An 18,282-nucleotide genomic window follows, 5' to 3' on the forward strand; every position below is an offset into this window, starting at 1 on the left:
GTAGATTTTATGTCAGTGACTGTCAATAGGAGTTGCAGATAATCATGCTAAAAGTTCGAGGAGACGTACGTCGCCGCATGAGGGAGGCTGCTCTTGAGCTATTCCACGAGAAGGGCTACGACCGTACCACTGCCGCCGAAATCGCAGCGCACGCTGGCGTCACGGAGCGCACGTTCTTCCGCCATTTTCCGGACAAGCGCGAAGTGCTGTTCAACGAGGCCGAGTTGGGTGTCAGACTGGACACCGCGATCGTCGAGGCACCGCCTAAACTAGGTCCACTCGAAGTGGTAGTGTGGGCGTTTCAGTCGTTGGCACCGATGTTCGAGGAGAACCTTCGGTTCGCCGAGCCAGCGCAAGCTGTGATCTCTCAGACACCCGCACTACAGGAGCGTCAGCTAGCCAAAACGGCCTTGATCACACAGGCAATCGCCAAAGCCCTCCTGCGCCGCGAAATCGACCCTGCGCTAACGGGCTTGGTAGCCACCACAGGCATGGCCATCACCGCACATGGTTTGCAGACGTGGGTCCAGGACCCATCGTTGCCCTTAGTCGAACATCTTGATAACGCGTTCCGAGCGTTGCAGGGGGCTCTGTCGCATTAAAGCGTCATCAGGTAACATATTGTTTTTTTGATGATGCCTGACTGTGTCCCTGGCCAGAAAAGCCTTCAAGTGCCTGCATTACCCCGCAGATGTTATTGCTCAGTGCGTTCGCTGGTATCTGGTCTACTCACTCAGCCTGCGTAATCTCGAAGAGATGATGGCAGAGCATACCAAGCTTCATCGCTGGGTTATCCGCATGGTGCCGTTGCTGGATAAAGTCTTCCACCGATATAAATGCAGTACGGGGCGCCGGTGGCGAATGGATGAAACCTATATCAAAATCAGAGGCCAGTGGAAATTGAACCGCCCCGGTTTTCCGGGAGAGTATTTTAGTTGGGAACTCAGGCTGCCAGATCCTTATCACTGATGGAAGCATAATATGCCTGGTCGGCTTCTGCCGGAGGGATATGCCCCAGCCTTTCCAGCAGCCGTGCCACCGTACATCTGGCCACGCTGATGTTTTCCCGGAGTAACTGACGCCAGACTTTGCGGATGCCATACACACTGAGATTTTCATCGTACACGCGCTGTATCTCCGCTTTCAAAAGGTCGTCACGCTGCTCCCGCTGGCTGCGTTTGTCCGGATGCCGGCTGTACTGCTGATGCCGGTAATATGTCGACGGGGCGATTCCAGCTCGTGGCATACCGGTCCGACCCCGTGCTCACCACGGAGGATATCCACCAGGGGCGTTATTTTTTCCACAGGCGGTCGAACTCCGCCTTCGCAAATACGCGGAAGCCTGGCGCAGGATATCGTTGCTGCGGCGCAGCTCACGAACTTCCCGCTCCAGTTTTTCAGGTGCTGGCGCTCAGCGGTGGTGAGGCCACCATCACCGCTGCCGGCATCGCGTTCATACTGACGCAGCCACATTCGGAGGGTCTCAGGCGTGCAGCCAATCTTCGGAGCAATGGAGCTGATGGCCGCCCACAGTGAGTCATAGTCGTTCTGGCTTTCGATAACCATACGAACGGCCCGCTGACGAACCTCGGGGGAAAAGCGAGTATTTTTAGTCATCCTGTTACCTCTATCTCAAAGAGTTTGGTCTCCAGGAACACGGGGCTGTTCAACAAGCATGTAGCATATGGCCCGATGAAATCTTATCCCACAGTCAGTGGATATCTTAAAAAGTCCCTGATTTCCTCGTAGACCTGGTAACGGTTTTTCTCCAGCACCATCATGTGCGTGGCTTCTCCTATCTCCGTCCAACGCTTCCAGGGCGCTTTCGTGGCGCTGAGATACCAGGATTGCGCCAGGTCGATCGGCACATCACTGTCCCATTCACCATGCAACAGCAGAACCGGAACCCGAATGTCTGCAGGTTGATAAACCGGTCGGCCTGCAGTCCAGTAATCACGTTTATCCTGAACCGGGCCAGTACTGGCACGGATATGTCTGCGTTGGCGAAGATCGTCGTTTGGCTCTTCTGCCAGCGTCTGACGTGCCCACAGAGCGAAACCGCCTGCTGGGATCAGATCAGCTCGTTTGTGCCCTGGAACGCTTTGTAACCAGCGGGTCTCCACACTGTCAATGTTAATATCCCGCCACGCTCCGAGCTCACCACCGGGATCCAGGGCTGTTTTACCACTGGTAAGCCACTGCGGTGCAATAAGAGCCAGTCGGCGAACCTTTTCATTATGGAGAGTCGTATACAGGCCCGTAACTGTCCCGCCCCACGACATGCCGATAATATTAATCTGTTCAAGTTGCTGACGTGCGAGAATGTAGTCCACCGCTGTGGCAAGATCTCTGCTGGCCACATCGGCCTGGATAGAGGGAGGATTAGCCATAGCAGGTTCGCACATAGAAGCAGGACGGGCCGAACCGCCATAACCACGCACATCCAGCGCCCAGACGTCAAACCCGGCGCTGGCCAAAAAATCCATAAATGACTTACCTTCCAGTGGTGTATCAAACAGGCTTCCTGATGAATAGGTCGCACCGTGCATCATGATAATCGTGTGTGCGGCGTCAAAAATCTCCTGTCCGGCATTACGGCGATGACGTAACCAGAGGCCAATCTCGGGTGTATCCGAGGGTATAGTAAATGCTTCACGGAGCAGCGGTTGTTCAGTACGCATAAAAAATCCTGTTATTCAGATTGCCAAATGGGACCTTTACCACCCTGAGTCACCCGTCCAACTGACGTACCAGGAAAGTGCGTGGTGAAAAGCAGAGCGTTCGTTTCCAGGGCTAGTGACAGAATCTTCTTCCGGGACTGGAGGGCTTCCTCAGGGAACTCACAAAATGCGGTGCCCCATTCCTGTTGCGCTACCTGAACCGGGCTGTGTAATACATCCCCCAAGAATAGTGCCGTCTCCCCGTTACCACTTAGGCTGAAAGAAAGGTGGTCAACGCTGTGTCCGGGTGAACGGTGTATTTGCAGACCAGGAAACACTTCACTGGCCTCAGCATGCAACAGCGTTGCCTGACCTGCGTCGACGACCGGGATAACACTATCTTCCATCGCCCCCAGGCTGGGCCGACGAACATTTGCGGGGTCACTGTAAAATTCAAGTTCACGGGCAGAAAAGTAATATTTCGCACGCGGGAATGTTGGTACCCAGCCTTTCGATGTAAGAACCGTATTCCACCCGACGTGATCCACATGCAGATGTGTCAATACCACCGAGTCCACGTCTTCAGGCTGTATCCCCGCCTCCTCAAGTGCATCCAGCCAGCCGCTGCGCATCAGGTTGAATTTCGGATTACCCGGCCGGACTTTATCGTTACCTGAGGCGGTATCAATAATAATGACCCGGTCATCCGTTTCTACCAGCCAGCTATGGGTACTCAGGGCAATTGTCTCTTCTGTTGTGTTGACTAAACCTGCCTTAACGTGTGCCACTTCTGCTGAGGCAGCGCTAACATCCCAATCAGGAAAAAGTGCCCGTGCGGAGACGCCGTCACTTTCCTGCTCTGGAATTTTCGTTACGCGTGCGCCAGCCACATGCCAGCTATGAAGTCTGCTCATTTACTTTCTCCTGCTTTCAAACGATAAAGTGATGTTAAACTTTTAAAAAAAGCCAACAACCCATCGCAAAGCAAACTAAAGTTGCAATATTCGCAACGATGAAGGGAAGATAGTGGATAAATTCACCGCCATGCAGATATTTGTACAGGTCGTTGAATCAGGCGCTTTTATACGTGCCGCAGAGGCTTTGGGCATGCCGAAGTCAACCGTCACGCGACAGATACAGGCCCTGGAAACTGAGCTAAAAGTTAAGCTGCTGCACCGTTCTTCACGCCGCCTCAGACTGACCCATCAGGGAGAGCAGTACTATAATGGAGTCCGTCCTGTTATTGAGCAGATCCGGATGCTTGATGACAGCCTTAAAAGAAACGAGTCAGAGGAGAGCGGGCAGCTCAGGATAGAGCTACCCGGTGCACTGGCCTGCCACCTCGTTATCCCCTGGCTGCCAGAATTTATGACCCGTTACCCACATATTCAGGTACAGCTCAGCACAGGAAACCGGGCATCCGACCTTATCGAACAGCAGATTGACTGCGTTATCCGCATTGGTCCGATACGCAACGATTTGTTGATTGCCCGATCTTTGGGAGAGCTTAGAATGACCACCTGTGCCTCACCTGATTATCTCAGGCGCACAGGCATCCCCACACATCCGGCACAGTTGCAAGGACATCAGCTTATACAGGTTAGATCGCCTCAGACAGGTCGTTCTTTTGAGCATGCCGTCAGCCACATTGATGGCTCAGTATCGCTGAAGGGGCCCTGGGAACTTTCGGTTAACGATGCCTCCGCAGCTCTGGCAGCAGCAGAAGCGGGGATTGGTATTGTGCATACCTATAAGTTTCTGACCACATCGGCAGTCAGCGAAGGGCGGCTTGTGCCACTGTTTACCAAATGGCAACCAGATGCCGTTCCTGTGCATATCGCCTGGCCGGAAAACCGCCATGTTTCCTCGCGCGTTAGGCTGTTTATTGACTGGATCCGTGTACAGTTCTCGCGGCTGGAGTAGCATCCGCCATATAACATATTCGTCCATCACGTCTGTTTTCCGGTAATGACTCCAATTTACTGATAGTGTTTTATATGGCACTGTTGCAGAGTTAGTGATGAGGTAGTCTTTCGTGTTATTGAATCAAAGACCCTGCTCACTAGGCGCATCTCGCCCAGGGGATGCCAAAATAAAATGTTTCGGCCTGACCTTTCCGTAGCGCACGCATCACTTCAATCCCTTTGATTGTGGCGTATGCCGTCTTCATGGATTTAAATCCCAGTGTGGCGTTGATTATCCTTTTCAGCTTGCCATGATCGCACTCGATTATATTATTCCGGTACTTAATCTGGCGGTGTTCAACATCAGGCGGACATCGACCTTCACGTACGTTTCATCAATGTGCCACAGGCAAAGATCGGAAGGGTTATGCCAGTACCAGCGTACCGCCCACAGGATGATGTCACGCTGAAAATGCCGGCCTTTGAATGGGTTCATGTGCTACTCCGTCAGCAAAAAGGAGGCGATAAGTTTACCATCGCCAGATCTTTGCAACAGTGCCGCGCAGATAACCTCATGAGTACCGGCGGCAACGGCCAGGTGCAGTTTCCGCCAGACGGGACGCTTTTCCTGACCGTGTTTTTTCACCTTCCACTCCCCTTCACCGAAGACTTTTAATCCGGTGTAATCGATAACAAGGTGGGCAATTCCACCGCGCGTGGGGTTTTTGAATGGGATGCTGACGAACTTAGCCCGCCCGCTGACGCAGGAATAATCTGGGCAACGGAGCGAAATTTTCATCAGGGCAAAGAGGGAATCAATAACCCCCTGCACGGCGCGCAGCGTGAGGCGGAAAATGCGTTTGAGCATCAGAACGGTGGAAATGGCCAGCTCAGAATAACGTTGAGGACGCCCACGTGAAGAGGTTTTGGGTTCGTCATACCAGGCCTGCATGGCCGACCCATCAAGCCAGAATGCCAGTGAGCCTCGATTGACGAGGGCTTTGTTGTAGACGTTCCAGTTGGTGATTTTGAACTTTTGTTTTGCCACGGGATACAGCCTGAACCGTACCGGGTTTTCGGGAGACTAAACTCTCAGTGAAAGGAGACCCGAAATGACATCCAAACGAGCAAACCGTTACCCACCAGAGCTGCGTGAGCGGGCTGTCCGAATGCTGCTGGAACAGCGCAGTGAATATCACTCTGAACATGCCGCCATCAACTCCATCGCGCCAAAAATTGGCTGTAGCCCCGACACACTCAGAGCCTGGCTGCGTCGACATGAACGCAATAATGGTGCAGGTGATGGCGGGCTCACAGGCGATGAGCGTCAGCGACTCAAAGAGCTGGAGCAGGAGGTTCGTGAGCTGCGGCGCAGCAACGATATTCTGCGCCAGGCCTCGGCTTATTTTGTGAAGGCGGAGTACGACCGTCTGTGGAAAAAATAATGCCGCTGCTGGGTACCCTCAGCGGTAGTCACGGGGTCGGACCGGTATGTCATGAGCTGAATATCGCCCCGTCGACGTACTACCGGCACCGTGAATACCGCCAGCATCCGGAGAAACGTAGTCAGCGTGACCATCGTGACGACCAGTTGAAACCGGAAATACAGCGAGTGTATGACGAAAACTACAGCGTCTATGGCATCCGTAAAGTCTGGAGGCAGTTACAGCGTGAGGGCTTCAGCGTGGCCAGATGCACCATCGCGCGACTGATGAAGGCTATGGGTCTGGCCGGAGTTCTTCGGGGTAGAAAAGTGCGGACTACGGTCAGCCGGAAAGACGTTGCGGCAAGCGACAGGGTAAACCGCCAGTTCGTGGCAGAACGGCCCAATCAGCTTTGGGTGGCAGATTTTACGTACGTGAGCACCTGGCAGGGGTTCGCCTACGTGGCGTTCATCATCGACGTGTTCGCAGGCGTTATCGTGGGCTGGCGGGTGTCATCGTCCATGGAAACCACGTTCGTACTGGATGCGCTGGAGCAGGCTCTGTGGGCCCGGCGGCCGTCCGGCACTATCCATCACTCGGATAAAGGCTCGCAGTACGTATCGCTGGCGTACACGCAACGACTGCAGGAAGCGGATCTTCTGGCTTCAACGGGCAGCACAGGTGACTCTTATGATAATGCCATGGCCGAAAGTATTAACGGGCAGTATAAAGCGGAGGTGATACACCGGCGGAGCTGGAAAAACCGACAGGAAGTGGAGCTGGCCACACTGGCATGGGTGGACTGGTACAACAATCGTCGGCTGCTTGAGCGGCTCGGCCACATCCCACCTGCTGAAGCAGAAAAAGCATATTACGCTTCCATCGGGAAAAAGGATCTGGCAGCCTGAGTTCCCGGACTTAACACTCTCCCACAAAACCGGTACGGTTCAGTCCTTAACGTTTAGCATAATGAGAATCCAGGTGCCCAAGCTCACTAAAAATAACAGGCCGGAAATTTCGGCGGTTCCGGCGTAGAACCCCAACAGTGCCCGTTTTCGCACGGTTGGGCTTCAGACCCCGTGTAAGCAAGTCGAGAATATGAAAGCAGACTGGCAGATGTTCACGGAGTGATGAGAATGAGGTGGGCTGACTCGGGTCAGCCTTTAGCACTCAAGCAGCAGAAGATGATCAGGGAGTTGCGTTTTTACCAAGAATGGACGGACGGAAACGACTCAGCCACTCCTGGGAAAAGTGAACATAACCCGGATGATCGTTTTGTTCCAGTTTCCTAAAAACACTGAGCTGATCGGCCGGAGAACGATGTTGTCCCAGTTTTAATTTACCCTTCATTTCAGTGATTTCAATGCCTATACCGGTTATTCCGGGAATGAGTTTCTGCCGGAAATCATCCGGAAGAGATTGTTTATTATGAAGCAGCTCTGGCTGAAAATGCGCAAGCATTCTGTCCAGTGACTGTTCTAACTCACCGGGCGTCAGGTAACGGCTTTTACCTCTGATGCTGACGGAGGCATAGTTCCAAGTAGGTACGGCGGGACTAGCCTGGTAATATTCAGTTGAAATAAATGCATGGGGGCCCAGCACTGTCAGCAGGCAGGTCTGCTCATCCAGAGATTTAAGCTGGGGATTTCCCGAAGCCAAGTGAGTTTCAATAAGATTATCACCTGAAAAAATAAAAGGAATATGACTGATTTGCAGGTCATGCGAAATCAGAGAACCAAAGGAGTATTGGCTGAGAAAAAAACGGCACTCTTCAGAACTCATAGCCGTACCGTTAACATCTGACATCATGTTCCTCCGTGTATTTTTTATCCTGCTCCTTTTCGCATTCTGCGCCAAAGCTCCGGTTTCTTCGTGCTGCCAGATTGGCAACACCCGTCAGCATGCTTTGGTATCAATGTTGCATTAGTTCTGAAAGTCATTCCGGCACTGTTTTGCGTTCAGGAGTTAAGATGAACTTAAATACTTATAAATATTTCAATGAGGTAGTCACAAGCGGATCGATCCGTCGAGCCGCAGATCGCCTACACGTCGCCCCTTCGGCCATCAGTCGCCAGATCGCATTACTCGAACACCATCTGGGCGTTATGCTGCTAGAACGCACCAATACCGGCATTCGGCTTACCCCCGCTGGGATGATGCTGGAACGCTTTACCCGAAAAATGGTGCGAGATTTAGACCGCATTCATGAATCGATTAAAAATTTAAAAGGCCTGCGCGAGGGTGAAGTGAAAATAGGGGTAATTGAAGCGGTGGTACAGGCTATTTTACCGCGCATAGTGACTGAATTTAATGAAAATTACCCAGCTATTCAGTTCTCAATTTATAGCGAATCTTCCGACCGGACGATTGAAGCGATAATGCGGGATGAGATTGATATCGGCATCGTTTTTAATATGGGTGAACGCCCTGGAATCGAGGTAATTAAACGCTGCGCTGCACCAATTCAGTGCCTTGTTTCACCGAAACACCCTCTTGCCGATCATGATTCCCTGACGCTGGAAGATATCTGTGCCTGGCCGATTGCGCTACCCGTCTCCAGTTTCGGCCTGCGACAGACCTTTGATAAAAACATCCGCAACCTGCTTCTGAACCCTCAATCCATTGTTAACACTAATAATCTTGAGCTGACAAAAGCGATGGCGATCGGAGGAAGGACGTTAACAATCGGCCCGGAACAAATAGCGACTAAAGAGATCCAGCAAAATCTTTTACGCGCCATTCCGATAGAAAACGACGCTATGCAAGCCGCCACCATCGAAATTTGTGTGCATCGCGATCGCTCCCTCTCCTTTGCCGCCCATCAGTTCCTGAAGCATATCTGTAAAGAGATCGGTTAATCCCCTTCCCCTGTCACTCATACCGGCGGGCGTTCTAAAACAGTCAACGCGGTGTGCTGCATTCGGTATTACATCACTGCTGAAAGAGCATGATATTTATTTAGCCATCGATGACTTCAACCACCTGACGTGGTCAGGCAAGACGCTAACGAGGGGTGAACGATGCCGAGCATCATGACTAACGGGATACTGACCCATTACGAAATTCAGGGAACGGGTCCAGCAATTGTCTTTGTCTCAGGATTGGGCGGAACGGCTGCCTACTGGAAGCCTCAGATTGAGACTTTCGCTAAAGACTACACCGTGTTGACCTACGATCAGCGCGGTTCTGGCACCACCGAACATCCCGCCGGGCCTTACAGCATCGACACGCTGGTCGATGACCTGTGTTGTCTGATTGCGGAACTAAAACTGGAATGGCCGATCCTGATTGGTCATTCCACTGGCGGAGCAATCGGCCAGATCCTCGCAGCGCGTCACTCTGAGTTGCTGGCAGGCATGGTGATGTACGCCAGCTGGGCGAAATCGGATATGCATTTCAACTGGTGTTTCCGTATGCGCCGGGCGCTGTTAGTGGGCAGCACGGTGGAAGAGTATGTTCACGGCAGCGCGCTGTTCCTCTATCCACCAGAACACCTGAGCGCGAATGCGGAAGTGTTGTCACCCGCCTTGCTGGCCTCAGCCGCCAAATTCCCGCAACGAGAAGTCGTGCTCAGCCGCATTGACGCAATTATGGCGCATGATGCCACCGCGTATTTGCCGCTGATCAAGACTCCTACTCTCGTTCTCTGTGCTCAGGATGACGTGTTGACCCCGCCTTACCAGTCGCGACGGCTTGCCGCTGCGATCGCAGGGGCGGAGCTGAAAGTCGTACCGCAAGGTGGACACAGTCTTTCTGAAACTGAAACCTGTTTGTTTAACCAGATTACGCTTGAGTTTGTGGCCGGCATCCACACCTCAGCGAATGACACAACGGAGTAGCTCATGAGCAGCCACGAACCGCGTAATGTTGAGTTTGGCGTATTTCTTCCGATAGGCAACGGAGGCTGGATCACCTCGACCAACAGCCCTCAACTGCCTGCGACTTATGATTACAACAGAGACGTCACCGTGCTGGCGGAGCAGTTAGGCTTCGATTTTGCTTTGTCGATGGCGAAATGGCGTGGCTACGGCGGCCCTTCCAAACACTGGGATGTCACGCTGGAAAGTCTGACGACCATGGCTGGACTTGCGCAAGCCACCAGCCGGATTGGCGTTTGGGGAACGGTTCATACCATGGTTTTCCATCCGGCAGTGGTCGCCAAAATGACCGCCGTGCTGGATCAAATCTCTCAAGGTCGCTTTGCGCTGAATATCGTTTCGGGATCTAACCCCACCGATCAAGGCCAGATGGGACTTTGGATGGATCTGGATCATGCCGAACGCTACGAACTGGCAGCGGAATGGCTGGACGTGCTCAAACGACTGTGGACTGAAGATCGTGTTGATCATCAGGGTAAGCACTATCAACTAACCGATTGTATGTCGAACCCCAAACCAGTTTCGCCTCCGCCAATCATCTGTGCCGGTGCTTCCGACCGTGGCTTCCTGTTCACCATCAAACATTGCACCGCCAGTTTCATGCTTGGTTCAGACCACGACGATTTCATCAAGACCGGCCTGCGCGCCAAAGAGCTGGCAGCCCAGCAAGGCAAGCCAGACTTCAAAACCTACGGACTGTTTACCCTCGTTCCCGGTGCTACGGATGCTGAAGCGCAGGAGCGTGTGGCCTTCTATGACGCTGGCGTCGATACCCTCGCGCTGGATAACCAGACCCGTGAATATTCCGGCGACAAAAGTTTTAAACAAAACACCATGGCGCAGCGTTTCGTTTCGCAGGGCGAGCAACGTAACTCGATGACTCGTGCTGCGCTGGTCGGTTCTCCAGAGACGATTGGCAATAAGCTGGCGGCAATGATTAAAGGCGCAAAGCTGGATGGCGTAACGGTGATTGTGCCGGACTTCATCGATGACCTGCGCACGGTAGGCACAGAGGTTCTGGAGGTGCTTGAGTTAAATGGCATCAACACCAACGCCCGTGCCTGGCAAAAATCTGTAAAGAGTTGATCGGTCGTCACCTTCAGGCTGGGCATGCCTCAGCCTCTTATGAATCATCTTTGCCGCTACGCGGCTCGCCAGGAGTTGAGCTATGAAAATGAAAATGATGTTGGCTTTTGCGGTATCCACAGCAATAAGTTACGGCTCAATTGCTCACGCAGATGACAGCAAACCGCGCGTTGCCGCGTTGTTTACCCAAACCGTCAGTCAGGGTTCCTGGGATATGGCAGGCTATTCGGCGTTCAAATCCATGGCGACCAAAGAAGGTTTCGCCCCAAGCTATCTCGAAAACACCACCTATGAATCCGCACCAGCGGTGCTGCGCCAGTTAGCTTCTGACGGCGTTAAGCTGGTCATCGCCCACTCATCAGGCTATTCAGCGGCGATCAAGGAAGTTGCACCTTCCTTCCCTGGAACTCAGTTCGTGCTCTATTCGTACGAAAGCACCACGGCGAACCTGCCGAACTACTCCGCCTGGTCGATCGACTGGGATGAGTATGGCTTTGTCCTCGGCGTGTTGGCCGCTTCTGCCAGTAAGACCGGACATATCGCCGTGATCAGCGGTGAACCTATTCCGTCGGCTGAACGCACCGTGCAGTTCATCAAGAAAGGGGCGGCTTACGTTAATCCTAAAATACAGGTCGACTCGGCCTATGTCGGTTCATTCACTGACGTAGCCCGCGCGAAAGAGATCGCGACCGGCACCATCGCCCGTGGAGCAGACTTTATTATTCCAGCCGCTGATACCGCCGATGCGGGAATTCAGCAGGCCGCCGATGACGAAGGCGTGCTGACTATCGGCTCTTATACCGATCAATCAAAGTCTTTCCCGAACGCGATCATGACCTCAACGGTGATGAACTTTGATAAATCTTATGCCGATATCGGCAAACACTTTGCTGACCACCAGCTTGGCAACCGCATTATCACCGAGAATTTAGCCACTAATGGCTGGTCGTTGAAAACGCCGTTTGCCCATGTTGGTAAAGACGTTCAGTCAAAAGTGTTCAAGGTCATTGATGACCTGAAGGCCGGCAAGATTAAGATTGAGGAATAGCAGTATGTCAAGCCCCGTTATCGAACTCGATCACGTCTCGAAGCGCTACCCAAACGGTTTTGTCGCGCTTGAAAAAGTGTGTGTGTCTTTTTACCCAGGCGAGATCCACGCACTGCTGGGCGAGAACGGGGCGGGCAAGTCGACATTGATGAATATTCTGTACGGCGTGCATGAACCGAGTGAAGGCGGCGTACTGATGGAAGGACGCCAGGTTATTCATCGCCAGCCAGCCGATGCGATAGCCAATGGTATCGGCATGGTTCATCAGCATTTCAAGCTGGTTAGCTCGTTCACCGTGGCAGAGAACCTGGCTTTAGTCGCCAGGGGAGAACGCCGGAAAACGCTGCGGCGGGACAGTGATATTCGCGCCTATATGCAAGCGTACGGCGTTGATCTTGATCCGCACGCCATTGTTGGGCATCTGCCGCTGGCTTTGCAGCAGCGCGTAGAGATCCTGAAAGCGCTGGTGAATGACACCCGCGTGCTGTTGCTGGATGAACCCTCCACTATTCTTTCCCCTGCCGAAATTGTCGCGCTTTACGACACGGTTCGGCGTATCTGTGAAAAAGGCACGGCGGTAGCTGTAGTGACTCACAATGTGAACGAAGTGCTCGCCAACGCCGACCGTTACACCGTTCTCAGACGAGGCAAAACCAATGGCACTGGCATGACCAAAGACTGTCGTGCTGATGAGCTGGTCGAGAAGATTGTCGGTCGTGCGGTTGCCAGCGGAACGCGGCTTGGCACACAACGCCAGGCCGGAAATGAGCGGATGCGCGTAAATGCCGTTAACCTGCGCCCTGCCAGTGGTTCACCAGGACTAAGCAATATCAGCCTGACGCTGCGCGAGCAGGAAGTGATTGGCGTAGCCGGTGTGGAAGGCAATGGGCAAACCGAACTATTTGAACTGCTGGCGGGGCAGCGATTGCCGGAAAGTGGCGATATCACCCGTAGCGGAGAGGATGTGACGGTTGCGCTGGTTCCGCAAGATCGCCATCACGAAGGTTTATCGCTGGATTTACCGGTTTCCCATAATTTGCTCTATCCGAAAATTATGCAGGGCAAATACCGCCGTCTGGGTCTGCTCAACCATGCGGCCATAGCCCACAGTGCCAGCGAGATGATCGCCCAATCAGATATTCGTACCCATTCGCACGCCAGTTCTGCCCGATCCCTTTCCGGGGGCAATCAACAGAAGATTGTAGTGGCGCGAGCCATGGCAGAATCGGCTGCGATCATCGTGGTGTATCAACCAACCAGAGGGCTGGATATGGCCGCAGCAGAAGCGGTATTAACCCGCCTGGCTGAAGCGGCAGATGCAGGCACCACCGTGGTGATTATCTCCTCCAATATTGAAGAATTACTTCGCGTCTCCGATCGCATCGTGGTGATGAACAGCGGCCGGTTTACCGGGGAAGTGGTAGGGAACGAGATAACCATTGAGCGTATCGGCACGCTGATGACCCTTGGTCAGGGCGAGCAGTCGCAAGCAGCAGGGGTAGAACATGTCTGAATCTGTAAATCCATTGACCGAATCCAGCGCGTCACTTCGTCGCTTCGTCTCCAGACTGAGTGCGGCCAGTTCCTTGTGGGTGACTCTCAGCGCCTTTATCGGATCGGCAATCCTTGGGCTTGGGCTGATCTCAGCGATGGGCGTGCCGCTGCATTCCGCCGTGAGCGTGGCCTGGGAAGGCGCGTTTGGCAATATCCGTGCGCTCTCAGATACCCTGGTCTTTATGACGCCGCGCCTGCTGGTAGCGCTTGGTGCACTGGTCGCCATTCGCGGCGGCATGTTCAATCTGGGTGGCGAAGGTCAGCTGCAAATGGGCGCGATTGGGGCGATGTTGCCTTTCCTCGCCTTTGGCGATATTGGCCCTGCCCTGCTGCCGCTTGCCATCCTCAGTGGCGCGCTTTGCGGTGCGATTTGGGGGTTGATTCCCGCCGTGCTGAAAGTCTGGCGTGGCATCGATGAAATCATCGTGACGCTGATGATGAATTTCATTGCCATTTATACCCTCAAATACCTGGTGCAAGGGCCGATGCGCCCGGCTAACTCCAACTTTAATATGTCTGCTCAGTTACCCGCTGATGGCGTTTTCGAACAGGTGATTGCAGGAACCCGTCTGCACTCTGGCGTATTCCTCGCGTTGCTGATTGCGCTCGCCGTCTGGGTATTGCTGAAACACACCGCTTTCGGACTAAAACTTCGTGCCAGTGGTCAGAGTCCGCGCTTTGTCCAATTCCAGGGCCAGTCCGCCGAAAAAAACGTGATTTCCAGCATGGCGATCTCAGGCGCTATCAGCGGGCTCGCTGGTGCCTTTGAAGTCCTTGGCGTGCAATACCGGCTGATTGATGGCTTCTCTTCCGGGCTGGGTTTTGAAGGGTTGGCGGTCTCTTTCCTGGCTGGTCTTGAACCCTTCGGCGCAATCATTGTTTCGCTCTATTTTGGCGCGATTAACAGTGCGGCTCTGGCCTTACAAAGTACTTTTTCGATTCCTGCGGCATTAGCCGATGTGCTTGGCGGAATGCCGATTATTTTCCTGGCGATGATCAGTGGCGTAATGTTGGTTAAAGGGAGGCCGGTATGGAATTCGACGCTGTAACTCTGGCTCTGTTTTTTGCCGGTGGGCTGAGGCTCTGCGTGCCGGTGATGCTGGCCGCGCTGGGCGAAACCGTTTCAGAACGGGCAGGTGTGTTCACCATCGGCCTTGAAGGCCTGATGCTGTTTGGTGCTTCGGCGTCTGCTCTGGGGCTGGCGGCAACCGGTTCCCCAGTGCTGGCACTGTTCGCTGGTATGGCGGGGGGTTTGCTTGCTGCGGCAGTCCTTGCCTTGGGAACCGTTCTTGCCCGTGCGAACCAGATCGTGATGGGCATTGGCTTCAATTTGTTCTCAATCGGCGCTACATCGCTGATTCGACAAATCTGGCTGACCGGTGCGCCTGCAAGCGGTTCTATGCGTTCTGTCTCGATGTTAAAAGTGCCCTGGCTGTCGGATCTTCCGGTAGTTGGCCGCGCCCTTTTCTCGCAAAGCCCAGTGTTCTATCTGGCTGTGCTGGTCGCCATCGCGCTGTGGGTACTGTTCCGCTTCACCCGCCCTGGACTGCTGCTGCGTGCGGTTGGCGAGAATGCTTTATCAACTGATGCCGCTGGACATTCAGTCTTACGCCTTCGCTTCAGTGCAACGCTATTCACCGGTCTGATGGCGGGACTGGGCGGAGCCTATTTGTGCATCATCGCCTCGGGCGGGATCTTCGTCGACGATATGACCGCTGGTCGCGGCTATCTGGCCATCGCCATCACTATCTTTGCGCGCTGGAAGCCGTTGCGGGTGCTCATCGTAGCGGTGGTTCTCGGCTTGCTCGAAGCCTTGCAGTTCCAGGGACAGTATCTGGGCATTGATATTGCGCCTTCGTTGTTAATGGCGATGCCGTTTGTCGTCGCGCTTATTGCCTGGATCATGATGGGCCGTGCGGGCGCAGCACCAGGAGATTTAGGCCGTCCTTTCCTCCGGGGCTCAGGGCGTTAATCAATTAATCACCGTGGGCGGAAGCCCCAACAGGAGTCAGAGATGAATCAGGCAATCAACCCAGAAGGTTGGATCATAGGCAAAACCGCTACCGGCCTCAATCACCTTAACTGGGGGGTGAAGTCAGGTAACCATGTTTCCGTCGCGGGTATGCTTTCTACCAATCCCATCGATGGCAGCATTGTGGGCGAAGGCGATATTGAAGTTCAGACTCGCCGGGTACTGGAAAGCATCAAAGTGGTGTTAGAGTCTGCTGGTAGCAGCATGGATCATGTGGTGATGAATCAGATCTTCCTGCGCAATCTGGGTGACTACCATAAATTCAACGAGCTTTACGTGACCTACTTCCCGACCATTTTGCCTGCCCGTTTTTGTGTGAAGCTGGAAATGGTCAGGCCTGAGTTTCTCGTTGAGATCGCCACTACAGCCATCATCCCAGCCTGACGGCATGGGCCGTTAGCGGAGCGGGTATCTTCCTGCTCCGCAACAGCAACTCAAAGGACGTGCCAGATGCAATACCGTTATATGGGTCGAAGTGGGCTAAAAGTGTCAGAGATTTGTCTTGGCACCATGATGTTCGGTGGTGTTACCGACGAGACCACTTCGCGTCAGATTATCGCTGCAGCACGTGACCACGGAGTCAATTTTATTGATACCGCCGACGTGTACAACAAAGGCGAGTCAGAGCGCGTGGTTGGCCGGGCAATTGCCGCAGAACGCGACCGCTGGGTACTGGCGACAAAAGCCGGTAATCCAATGGGAGAAGGCCCTAACCAGAGCGGCATGTCGCGCAAATGGATCCGGGAAGCCGCCCACGCTTCACTCACCCGGCTGGGTACGGATTACATCGATATCCTGTATATGCACAAAGCGGATTTCAATGCTCCGCTGGATGAAATGGTGCTGGCCTTCGCCGATTTAATCCGTGAAGGAAAAATTGGCTATTTCGCCGTGTCCAATTTCAAAGCCTGGCGCTTGGCCGAAACGGTTCGTCTGGCGCGTGAAGCAGGCATCGCCGGGCCGGTTGCAACGCAACCCCTTTACAACCTGGCGAATCGCGAAGCGGAAGTTGAAATCCTGCCTTCTGCGGCTTACTTCGGCACTGGCACCGTCTGTTATAGTCCGCTGGCACGCGGCATTCTCACTGGTAAGTATCGACAGGACCAGGCACCCGATGCTGGCAGCCGCGCCGGACGAGGCGATCCACGGATGCTGCAAGCCGAATGGAGACCGGAGTCCCTTCAGGTCGCGAGCGACCTGGCGGCGTATGCCGGACAGACCGGACGTAAACCGGCTCATCTTGCCCAGATGTGGGTAATGCGTAACAGCCTGGTGACCAGCACGCTGTTGGGCCCGAGAACATTTGAACAATGGCAGGATGGTCTTGCCGCGCTGGCTTGCGACTGGACAGTTGAGGATGAAGCCTTTTGTGATCAGCTCGTCTCGCCAGGTAAAGGCTCCAGTCTCGGTCCGGTTGATACCCATCATCCCATTGAAGGTCGTGTCACTCGTTGGTGATCCGTAGAACATTTTATGACAAGTAACCGTCACCACTTTAAAGGTTCGTCCATGACAGATTCCAGAAGTGCCACTGGCAGCAAGATCCCCTCAGTTGCTGATGCCACAAGCCATGTAGCCGATGCTTATCGTGGCGGGATGCGCCTGCTGCCAGCAGGTGTATGCCTGATCACCACCCGTCACAACAATGAGCACAATGGTATGATTGCCACCGCCGTCACCTCGGTCAGTGCCGAGCCGCCAACGTTACTGGTGTGCGTAAACCGTCATGCCTCGATGTTCGGGATGATTCAGGAGACAGGCAACTTCTGCGTGAATGTGCTGTCTAAAGAGGCCGTTTCACTGGTGAATGTTTTCAGCAACTCCAGCCGTCGGGCGGAGCGCTTTCAGACTGGCGACTGGACCGTTTCAGACCAGGGTTACCCAATCTGTGCCGAAGCCCTGGTGTCGTTTGAATGCCGGCTGGCGAAGATTGTCGACTGGCACACCCACGGTATTTTCCTCGGCGAAGTGACCCGCGTTATCCATCCTCGTGCCGATGCCGCGCCGCTGCTGTATATGGATCGCCGATTCCACCACCTTAACGAGTTGGTAGTCACTGAAGTTTGATTGTTCTGGCTGGGTGACCGTAAGAAGATGCGGTCACCTGTTTAGAACGTTATTCGCTAAGGCGGGGGAGTTTTCAGCGGATGTTATTCAGAATGGCAGCATAATAATCAGATCAATTTCCAGCATCAGTTCGGGTTCAGCAAGTGCAGACACCTGAAACAACGTGCTGGCGGGTAATTCCAGTCCGGCAAAGAAGCGCTCACGCACCGGATGAATTTCTGGCACCAAAGCCAGATCGGTCACATAGGTCGTTGTTCTGACAATTGTATCCCGACTGACACCCAACCCCGCCAGCAACCTGTCGATGTTGGCATAAACCTGCTCAACCTGTTGCTGCATATCGCCAATCCCAACGACATGCCCGTCCTGATCCCAGGCTACCTGCCCGGTAGGAAAGACCGGTGTGCCGGGCCGTATTTTAATGTGGTTGTAGTAACTTCTGGTTTTCAACCCTTCAGGATTCATGACAGTCATAGCGATCCTCAATGCAGGAAAGAGCACAAATATTAGCAGGTTGAAAACGGTTCCCGCAGACACATTTCGTCTACGCGGCGTTGCTGGTATGGCAACGCCTGCAAAACGTTGAGCCTCTTTTTCTGCCGACGCTACCTTGCCCGCTACCGCCATCC

At 53.8% G+C, this 18,282-nt stretch carries 18 protein-coding genes, 3 pseudogenes and 2 other annotated features; of the genes and pseudogenes, 14 read left to right on the top strand and 7 right to left on the bottom strand.

Annotated features, from left to right (window positions below; translation table 11 throughout):
• The first annotated feature begins 44 nt into the window (after window positions 1-44).
• Complete coding sequence (locus SPM24T3_RS18220) at window positions 45-602, top strand: TetR/AcrR family transcriptional regulator (protein WP_037379103.1); 558 nt, start codon at window positions 45-47, stop codon at window positions 600-602.
• 43 nt (window positions 603-645) lie between these two features.
• Window positions 646-900, top strand: a pseudogene (locus SPM24T3_RS25180) (IS6 family transposase); the annotation flags it as partial.
• A 126-nt stretch (window positions 901-1,026) separates the two neighbouring features.
• Here SPM24T3_RS25180 and SPM24T3_RS25185 read toward each other — a convergent pair.
• The 3 genes and pseudogenes from SPM24T3_RS25185 to SPM24T3_RS18245 all read right to left on the bottom strand — a co-directional run.
• A pseudogene (locus SPM24T3_RS25185) lies at window positions 1,027-1,617 on the bottom strand (transposase); the annotation flags it as partial.
• Window positions 1,223-1,337, bottom strand: a sequence feature (AL1L pseudoknot). It overlaps the preceding pseudogene by 115 nt.
• Window positions 1,618-1,700: 83 nt before the next feature.
• Window positions 1,701-2,681, bottom strand: coding sequence for an alpha/beta hydrolase (locus SPM24T3_RS18240; protein ID WP_009638276.1), 981 nt, complete (start codon window positions 2,679-2,681; stop codon window positions 1,701-1,703).
• 11 nt (window positions 2,682-2,692) lie between these two features.
• Window positions 2,693-3,574 carry an MBL fold metallo-hydrolase gene (locus SPM24T3_RS18245; protein ID WP_009638277.1) on the bottom strand — a complete coding sequence of 294 codons (882 nt, stop codon included), beginning with the start codon at window positions 3,572-3,574 and terminating at the stop codon, window positions 2,693-2,695.
• A 130-nt stretch (window positions 3,575-3,704) separates the two neighbouring features.
• Between SPM24T3_RS18245 and SPM24T3_RS18250 the strand changes: the two genes are divergently transcribed.
• Window positions 3,705-4,583 carry a LysR family transcriptional regulator gene (locus SPM24T3_RS18250; RefSeq protein WP_237713116.1) on the top strand — a complete coding sequence of 293 codons (879 nt, stop codon included), beginning with the start codon at window positions 3,705-3,707 and terminating at the stop codon, window positions 4,581-4,583.
• A 122-nt stretch (window positions 4,584-4,705) separates the two neighbouring features.
• Here SPM24T3_RS18250 and SPM24T3_RS25190 read toward each other — a convergent pair.
• Together SPM24T3_RS25190 and SPM24T3_RS18255 are read right to left on the bottom strand one after the other, a co-directional pair.
• A pseudogene (locus SPM24T3_RS25190) lies at window positions 4,706-5,060 on the bottom strand (DDE-type integrase/transposase/recombinase); the annotation flags it as partial.
• Window positions 5,061-5,063: 3 nt separating this feature from the next.
• Window positions 5,064-5,612, bottom strand: coding sequence for an IS5 family transposase (locus tag SPM24T3_RS18255; RefSeq protein WP_009638280.1), 549 nt, complete (start codon window positions 5,610-5,612; stop codon window positions 5,064-5,066).
• A gap of 64 nt (window positions 5,613-5,676) precedes the next feature.
• Here SPM24T3_RS18255 and SPM24T3_RS18265 point away from each other — a divergent pair.
• Window positions 5,677-6,896, top strand: a protein-coding gene (locus SPM24T3_RS18265; RefSeq protein ID WP_192807961.1) for an IS3 family transposase whose coding sequence is annotated in 2 segments (ribosomal slippage) — window positions 5,677-5,971 and window positions 5,971-6,896 — 1,221 coding nt in all. Because the reading frame shifts where the segments join, the coding sequence is not laid out codon by codon here.
• Window positions 5,964-6,080: a sequence feature (AL1L pseudoknot), on the top strand. It overlaps the preceding gene by 117 nt.
• A 280-nt stretch (window positions 6,897-7,176) precedes the next feature.
• Here the strand turns inward: SPM24T3_RS18265 and SPM24T3_RS18270 are convergent.
• Entirely contained in the window at window positions 7,177-7,797 is a 621-nt protein-coding gene (locus SPM24T3_RS18270; protein WP_083836278.1) for an FMN-binding negative transcriptional regulator, read from the bottom strand.
• A gap of 161 nt (window positions 7,798-7,958) precedes the next feature.
• Between SPM24T3_RS18270 and SPM24T3_RS18275 the strand changes: the two genes are divergently transcribed.
• The 10 genes from SPM24T3_RS18275 to SPM24T3_RS18320 all read left to right on the top strand — a co-directional run bounded on the left by SPM24T3_RS18275 (window position 7,959) and on the right by SPM24T3_RS18320 (window position 17,653).
• Window positions 7,959-8,846: a LysR family transcriptional regulator gene (locus SPM24T3_RS18275; protein WP_009638284.1), complete on the top strand. Its 888-nt coding sequence runs from the start codon at window positions 7,959-7,961 to the stop codon at window positions 8,844-8,846.
• 162 nt (window positions 8,847-9,008) lie between these two features.
• Window positions 9,009-9,827 carry an alpha/beta fold hydrolase gene (locus SPM24T3_RS18280; RefSeq protein ID WP_009638285.1) on the top strand — a complete coding sequence of 273 codons (819 nt, stop codon included), beginning with the start codon at window positions 9,009-9,011 and terminating at the stop codon, window positions 9,825-9,827.
• A gap of 3 nt (window positions 9,828-9,830) precedes the next feature.
• A complete protein-coding gene (locus SPM24T3_RS18285) occupies window positions 9,831-10,952 on the top strand; it encodes an LLM class flavin-dependent oxidoreductase (RefSeq protein WP_009638286.1) in 1,122 nt (373 codons plus the stop codon).
• Between the two features lie 82 nt (window positions 10,953-11,034).
• Window positions 11,035-12,000, top strand: coding sequence for a BMP family protein (locus tag SPM24T3_RS18290; protein WP_009638287.1), 966 nt, complete (start codon window positions 11,035-11,037; stop codon window positions 11,998-12,000).
• A 4-nt stretch (window positions 12,001-12,004) separates the two neighbouring features.
• Window positions 12,005-13,513, top strand: a complete 1,509-nt coding sequence (locus tag SPM24T3_RS18295; RefSeq protein WP_009638288.1) for an ABC transporter ATP-binding protein — start codon at window positions 12,005-12,007, stop codon at window positions 13,511-13,513.
• On the top strand, window positions 13,506-14,603 hold the full coding sequence (locus tag SPM24T3_RS18300; protein ID WP_009638289.1) for an ABC transporter permease: 1,098 nt from the start codon (window positions 13,506-13,508) through the stop codon (window positions 14,601-14,603). Before SPM24T3_RS18295 ends, SPM24T3_RS18300 begins: the two co-directional genes overlap by 8 nt.
• Window positions 14,585-15,526 (top strand): ABC transporter permease, encoded by a 942-nt coding sequence (locus SPM24T3_RS18305; protein ID WP_009638290.1) that lies wholly within the window; start codon window positions 14,585-14,587, stop codon window positions 15,524-15,526. The genes SPM24T3_RS18300 and SPM24T3_RS18305 overlap by 19 nt, the downstream gene beginning before the upstream one ends.
• A 42-nt stretch (window positions 15,527-15,568) precedes the next feature.
• The gene (locus tag SPM24T3_RS18310) at window positions 15,569-15,970 is read left to right on the top strand and encodes a Rid family hydrolase (protein WP_009638291.1); all 402 of its coding nucleotides are present in this window, start codon (window positions 15,569-15,571) and stop codon (window positions 15,968-15,970) included.
• Between the two features lie 66 nt (window positions 15,971-16,036).
• Window positions 16,037-17,044 (top strand): aldo/keto reductase, encoded by a 1,008-nt coding sequence (locus SPM24T3_RS18315; protein ID WP_009638292.1) that lies wholly within the window; start codon window positions 16,037-16,039, stop codon window positions 17,042-17,044.
• A 51-nt stretch (window positions 17,045-17,095) separates the two neighbouring features.
• Window positions 17,096-17,653, top strand: coding sequence for a flavin reductase family protein (locus tag SPM24T3_RS18320; protein WP_009638293.1), 558 nt, complete (start codon window positions 17,096-17,098; stop codon window positions 17,651-17,653).
• An 87-nt stretch (window positions 17,654-17,740) separates the two neighbouring features.
• Here the strand turns inward: SPM24T3_RS18320 and SPM24T3_RS18325 are convergent, their stop codons facing one another.
• A complete protein-coding gene (locus SPM24T3_RS18325) occupies window positions 17,741-18,127 on the bottom strand; it encodes a RidA family protein (protein WP_037379107.1) in 387 nt (128 codons plus the stop codon).
• Window positions 18,128-18,282: the final 155 nt, after the last annotated feature.

Source organism: Serratia sp. M24T3 (assembly GCF_000257645.1).
Taxonomy (GTDB): domain Bacteria; phylum Pseudomonadota; class Gammaproteobacteria; order Enterobacterales; family Enterobacteriaceae; genus Rouxiella.

What these genes read in the sequence shown, in the direction of transcription:
- SPM24T3_RS18220 (WP_037379103.1), top strand. Translation starts at nt 45, where the DNA reads ATGCTAAAAGTTCGAGGAGACGTACGTCGCCGCATGAGGGAGGCTGCT.
- SPM24T3_RS18240 (WP_009638276.1), bottom strand. Translation starts at nt 2,681, where the DNA reads ATGCGTACTGAACAACCGCTGCTCCGTGAAGCATTTACTATACCCTCG.
- SPM24T3_RS18245 (WP_009638277.1), bottom strand. Translation starts at nt 3,574, where the DNA reads ATGAGCAGACTTCATAGCTGGCATGTGGCTGGCGCACGCGTAACGAAA.
- SPM24T3_RS18250 (WP_237713116.1), top strand. Translation starts at nt 3,705, where the DNA reads ATGCAGATATTTGTACAGGTCGTTGAATCAGGCGCTTTTATACGTGCC.
- SPM24T3_RS18270 (WP_083836278.1), bottom strand. Translation starts at nt 7,797, where the DNA reads ATGATGTCAGATGTTAACGGTACGGCTATGAGTTCTGAAGAGTGCCGT.
- SPM24T3_RS18275 (WP_009638284.1), top strand. Translation starts at nt 7,959, where the DNA reads ATGAACTTAAATACTTATAAATATTTCAATGAGGTAGTCACAAGCGGA.
- SPM24T3_RS18280 (WP_009638285.1), top strand. Translation starts at nt 9,009, where the DNA reads ATGCCGAGCATCATGACTAACGGGATACTGACCCATTACGAAATTCAG.
- SPM24T3_RS18285 (WP_009638286.1), top strand. Translation starts at nt 9,831, where the DNA reads ATGAGCAGCCACGAACCGCGTAATGTTGAGTTTGGCGTATTTCTTCCG.
- SPM24T3_RS18290 (WP_009638287.1), top strand. Translation starts at nt 11,035, where the DNA reads ATGAAAATGAAAATGATGTTGGCTTTTGCGGTATCCACAGCAATAAGT.
- SPM24T3_RS18295 (WP_009638288.1), top strand. Translation starts at nt 12,005, where the DNA reads ATGTCAAGCCCCGTTATCGAACTCGATCACGTCTCGAAGCGCTACCCA.
- SPM24T3_RS18300 (WP_009638289.1), top strand. Translation starts at nt 13,506, where the DNA reads ATGTCTGAATCTGTAAATCCATTGACCGAATCCAGCGCGTCACTTCGT.
- SPM24T3_RS18305 (WP_009638290.1), top strand. Translation starts at nt 14,585, where the DNA reads ATGGAATTCGACGCTGTAACTCTGGCTCTGTTTTTTGCCGGTGGGCTG.
- SPM24T3_RS18310 (WP_009638291.1), top strand. Translation starts at nt 15,569, where the DNA reads ATGAATCAGGCAATCAACCCAGAAGGTTGGATCATAGGCAAAACCGCT.
- SPM24T3_RS18315 (WP_009638292.1), top strand. Translation starts at nt 16,037, where the DNA reads ATGCAATACCGTTATATGGGTCGAAGTGGGCTAAAAGTGTCAGAGATT.
- SPM24T3_RS18320 (WP_009638293.1), top strand. Translation starts at nt 17,096, where the DNA reads ATGACAGATTCCAGAAGTGCCACTGGCAGCAAGATCCCCTCAGTTGCT.
- SPM24T3_RS18325 (WP_037379107.1), bottom strand. Translation starts at nt 18,127, where the DNA reads ATGACTGTCATGAATCCTGAAGGGTTGAAAACCAGAAGTTACTACAAC.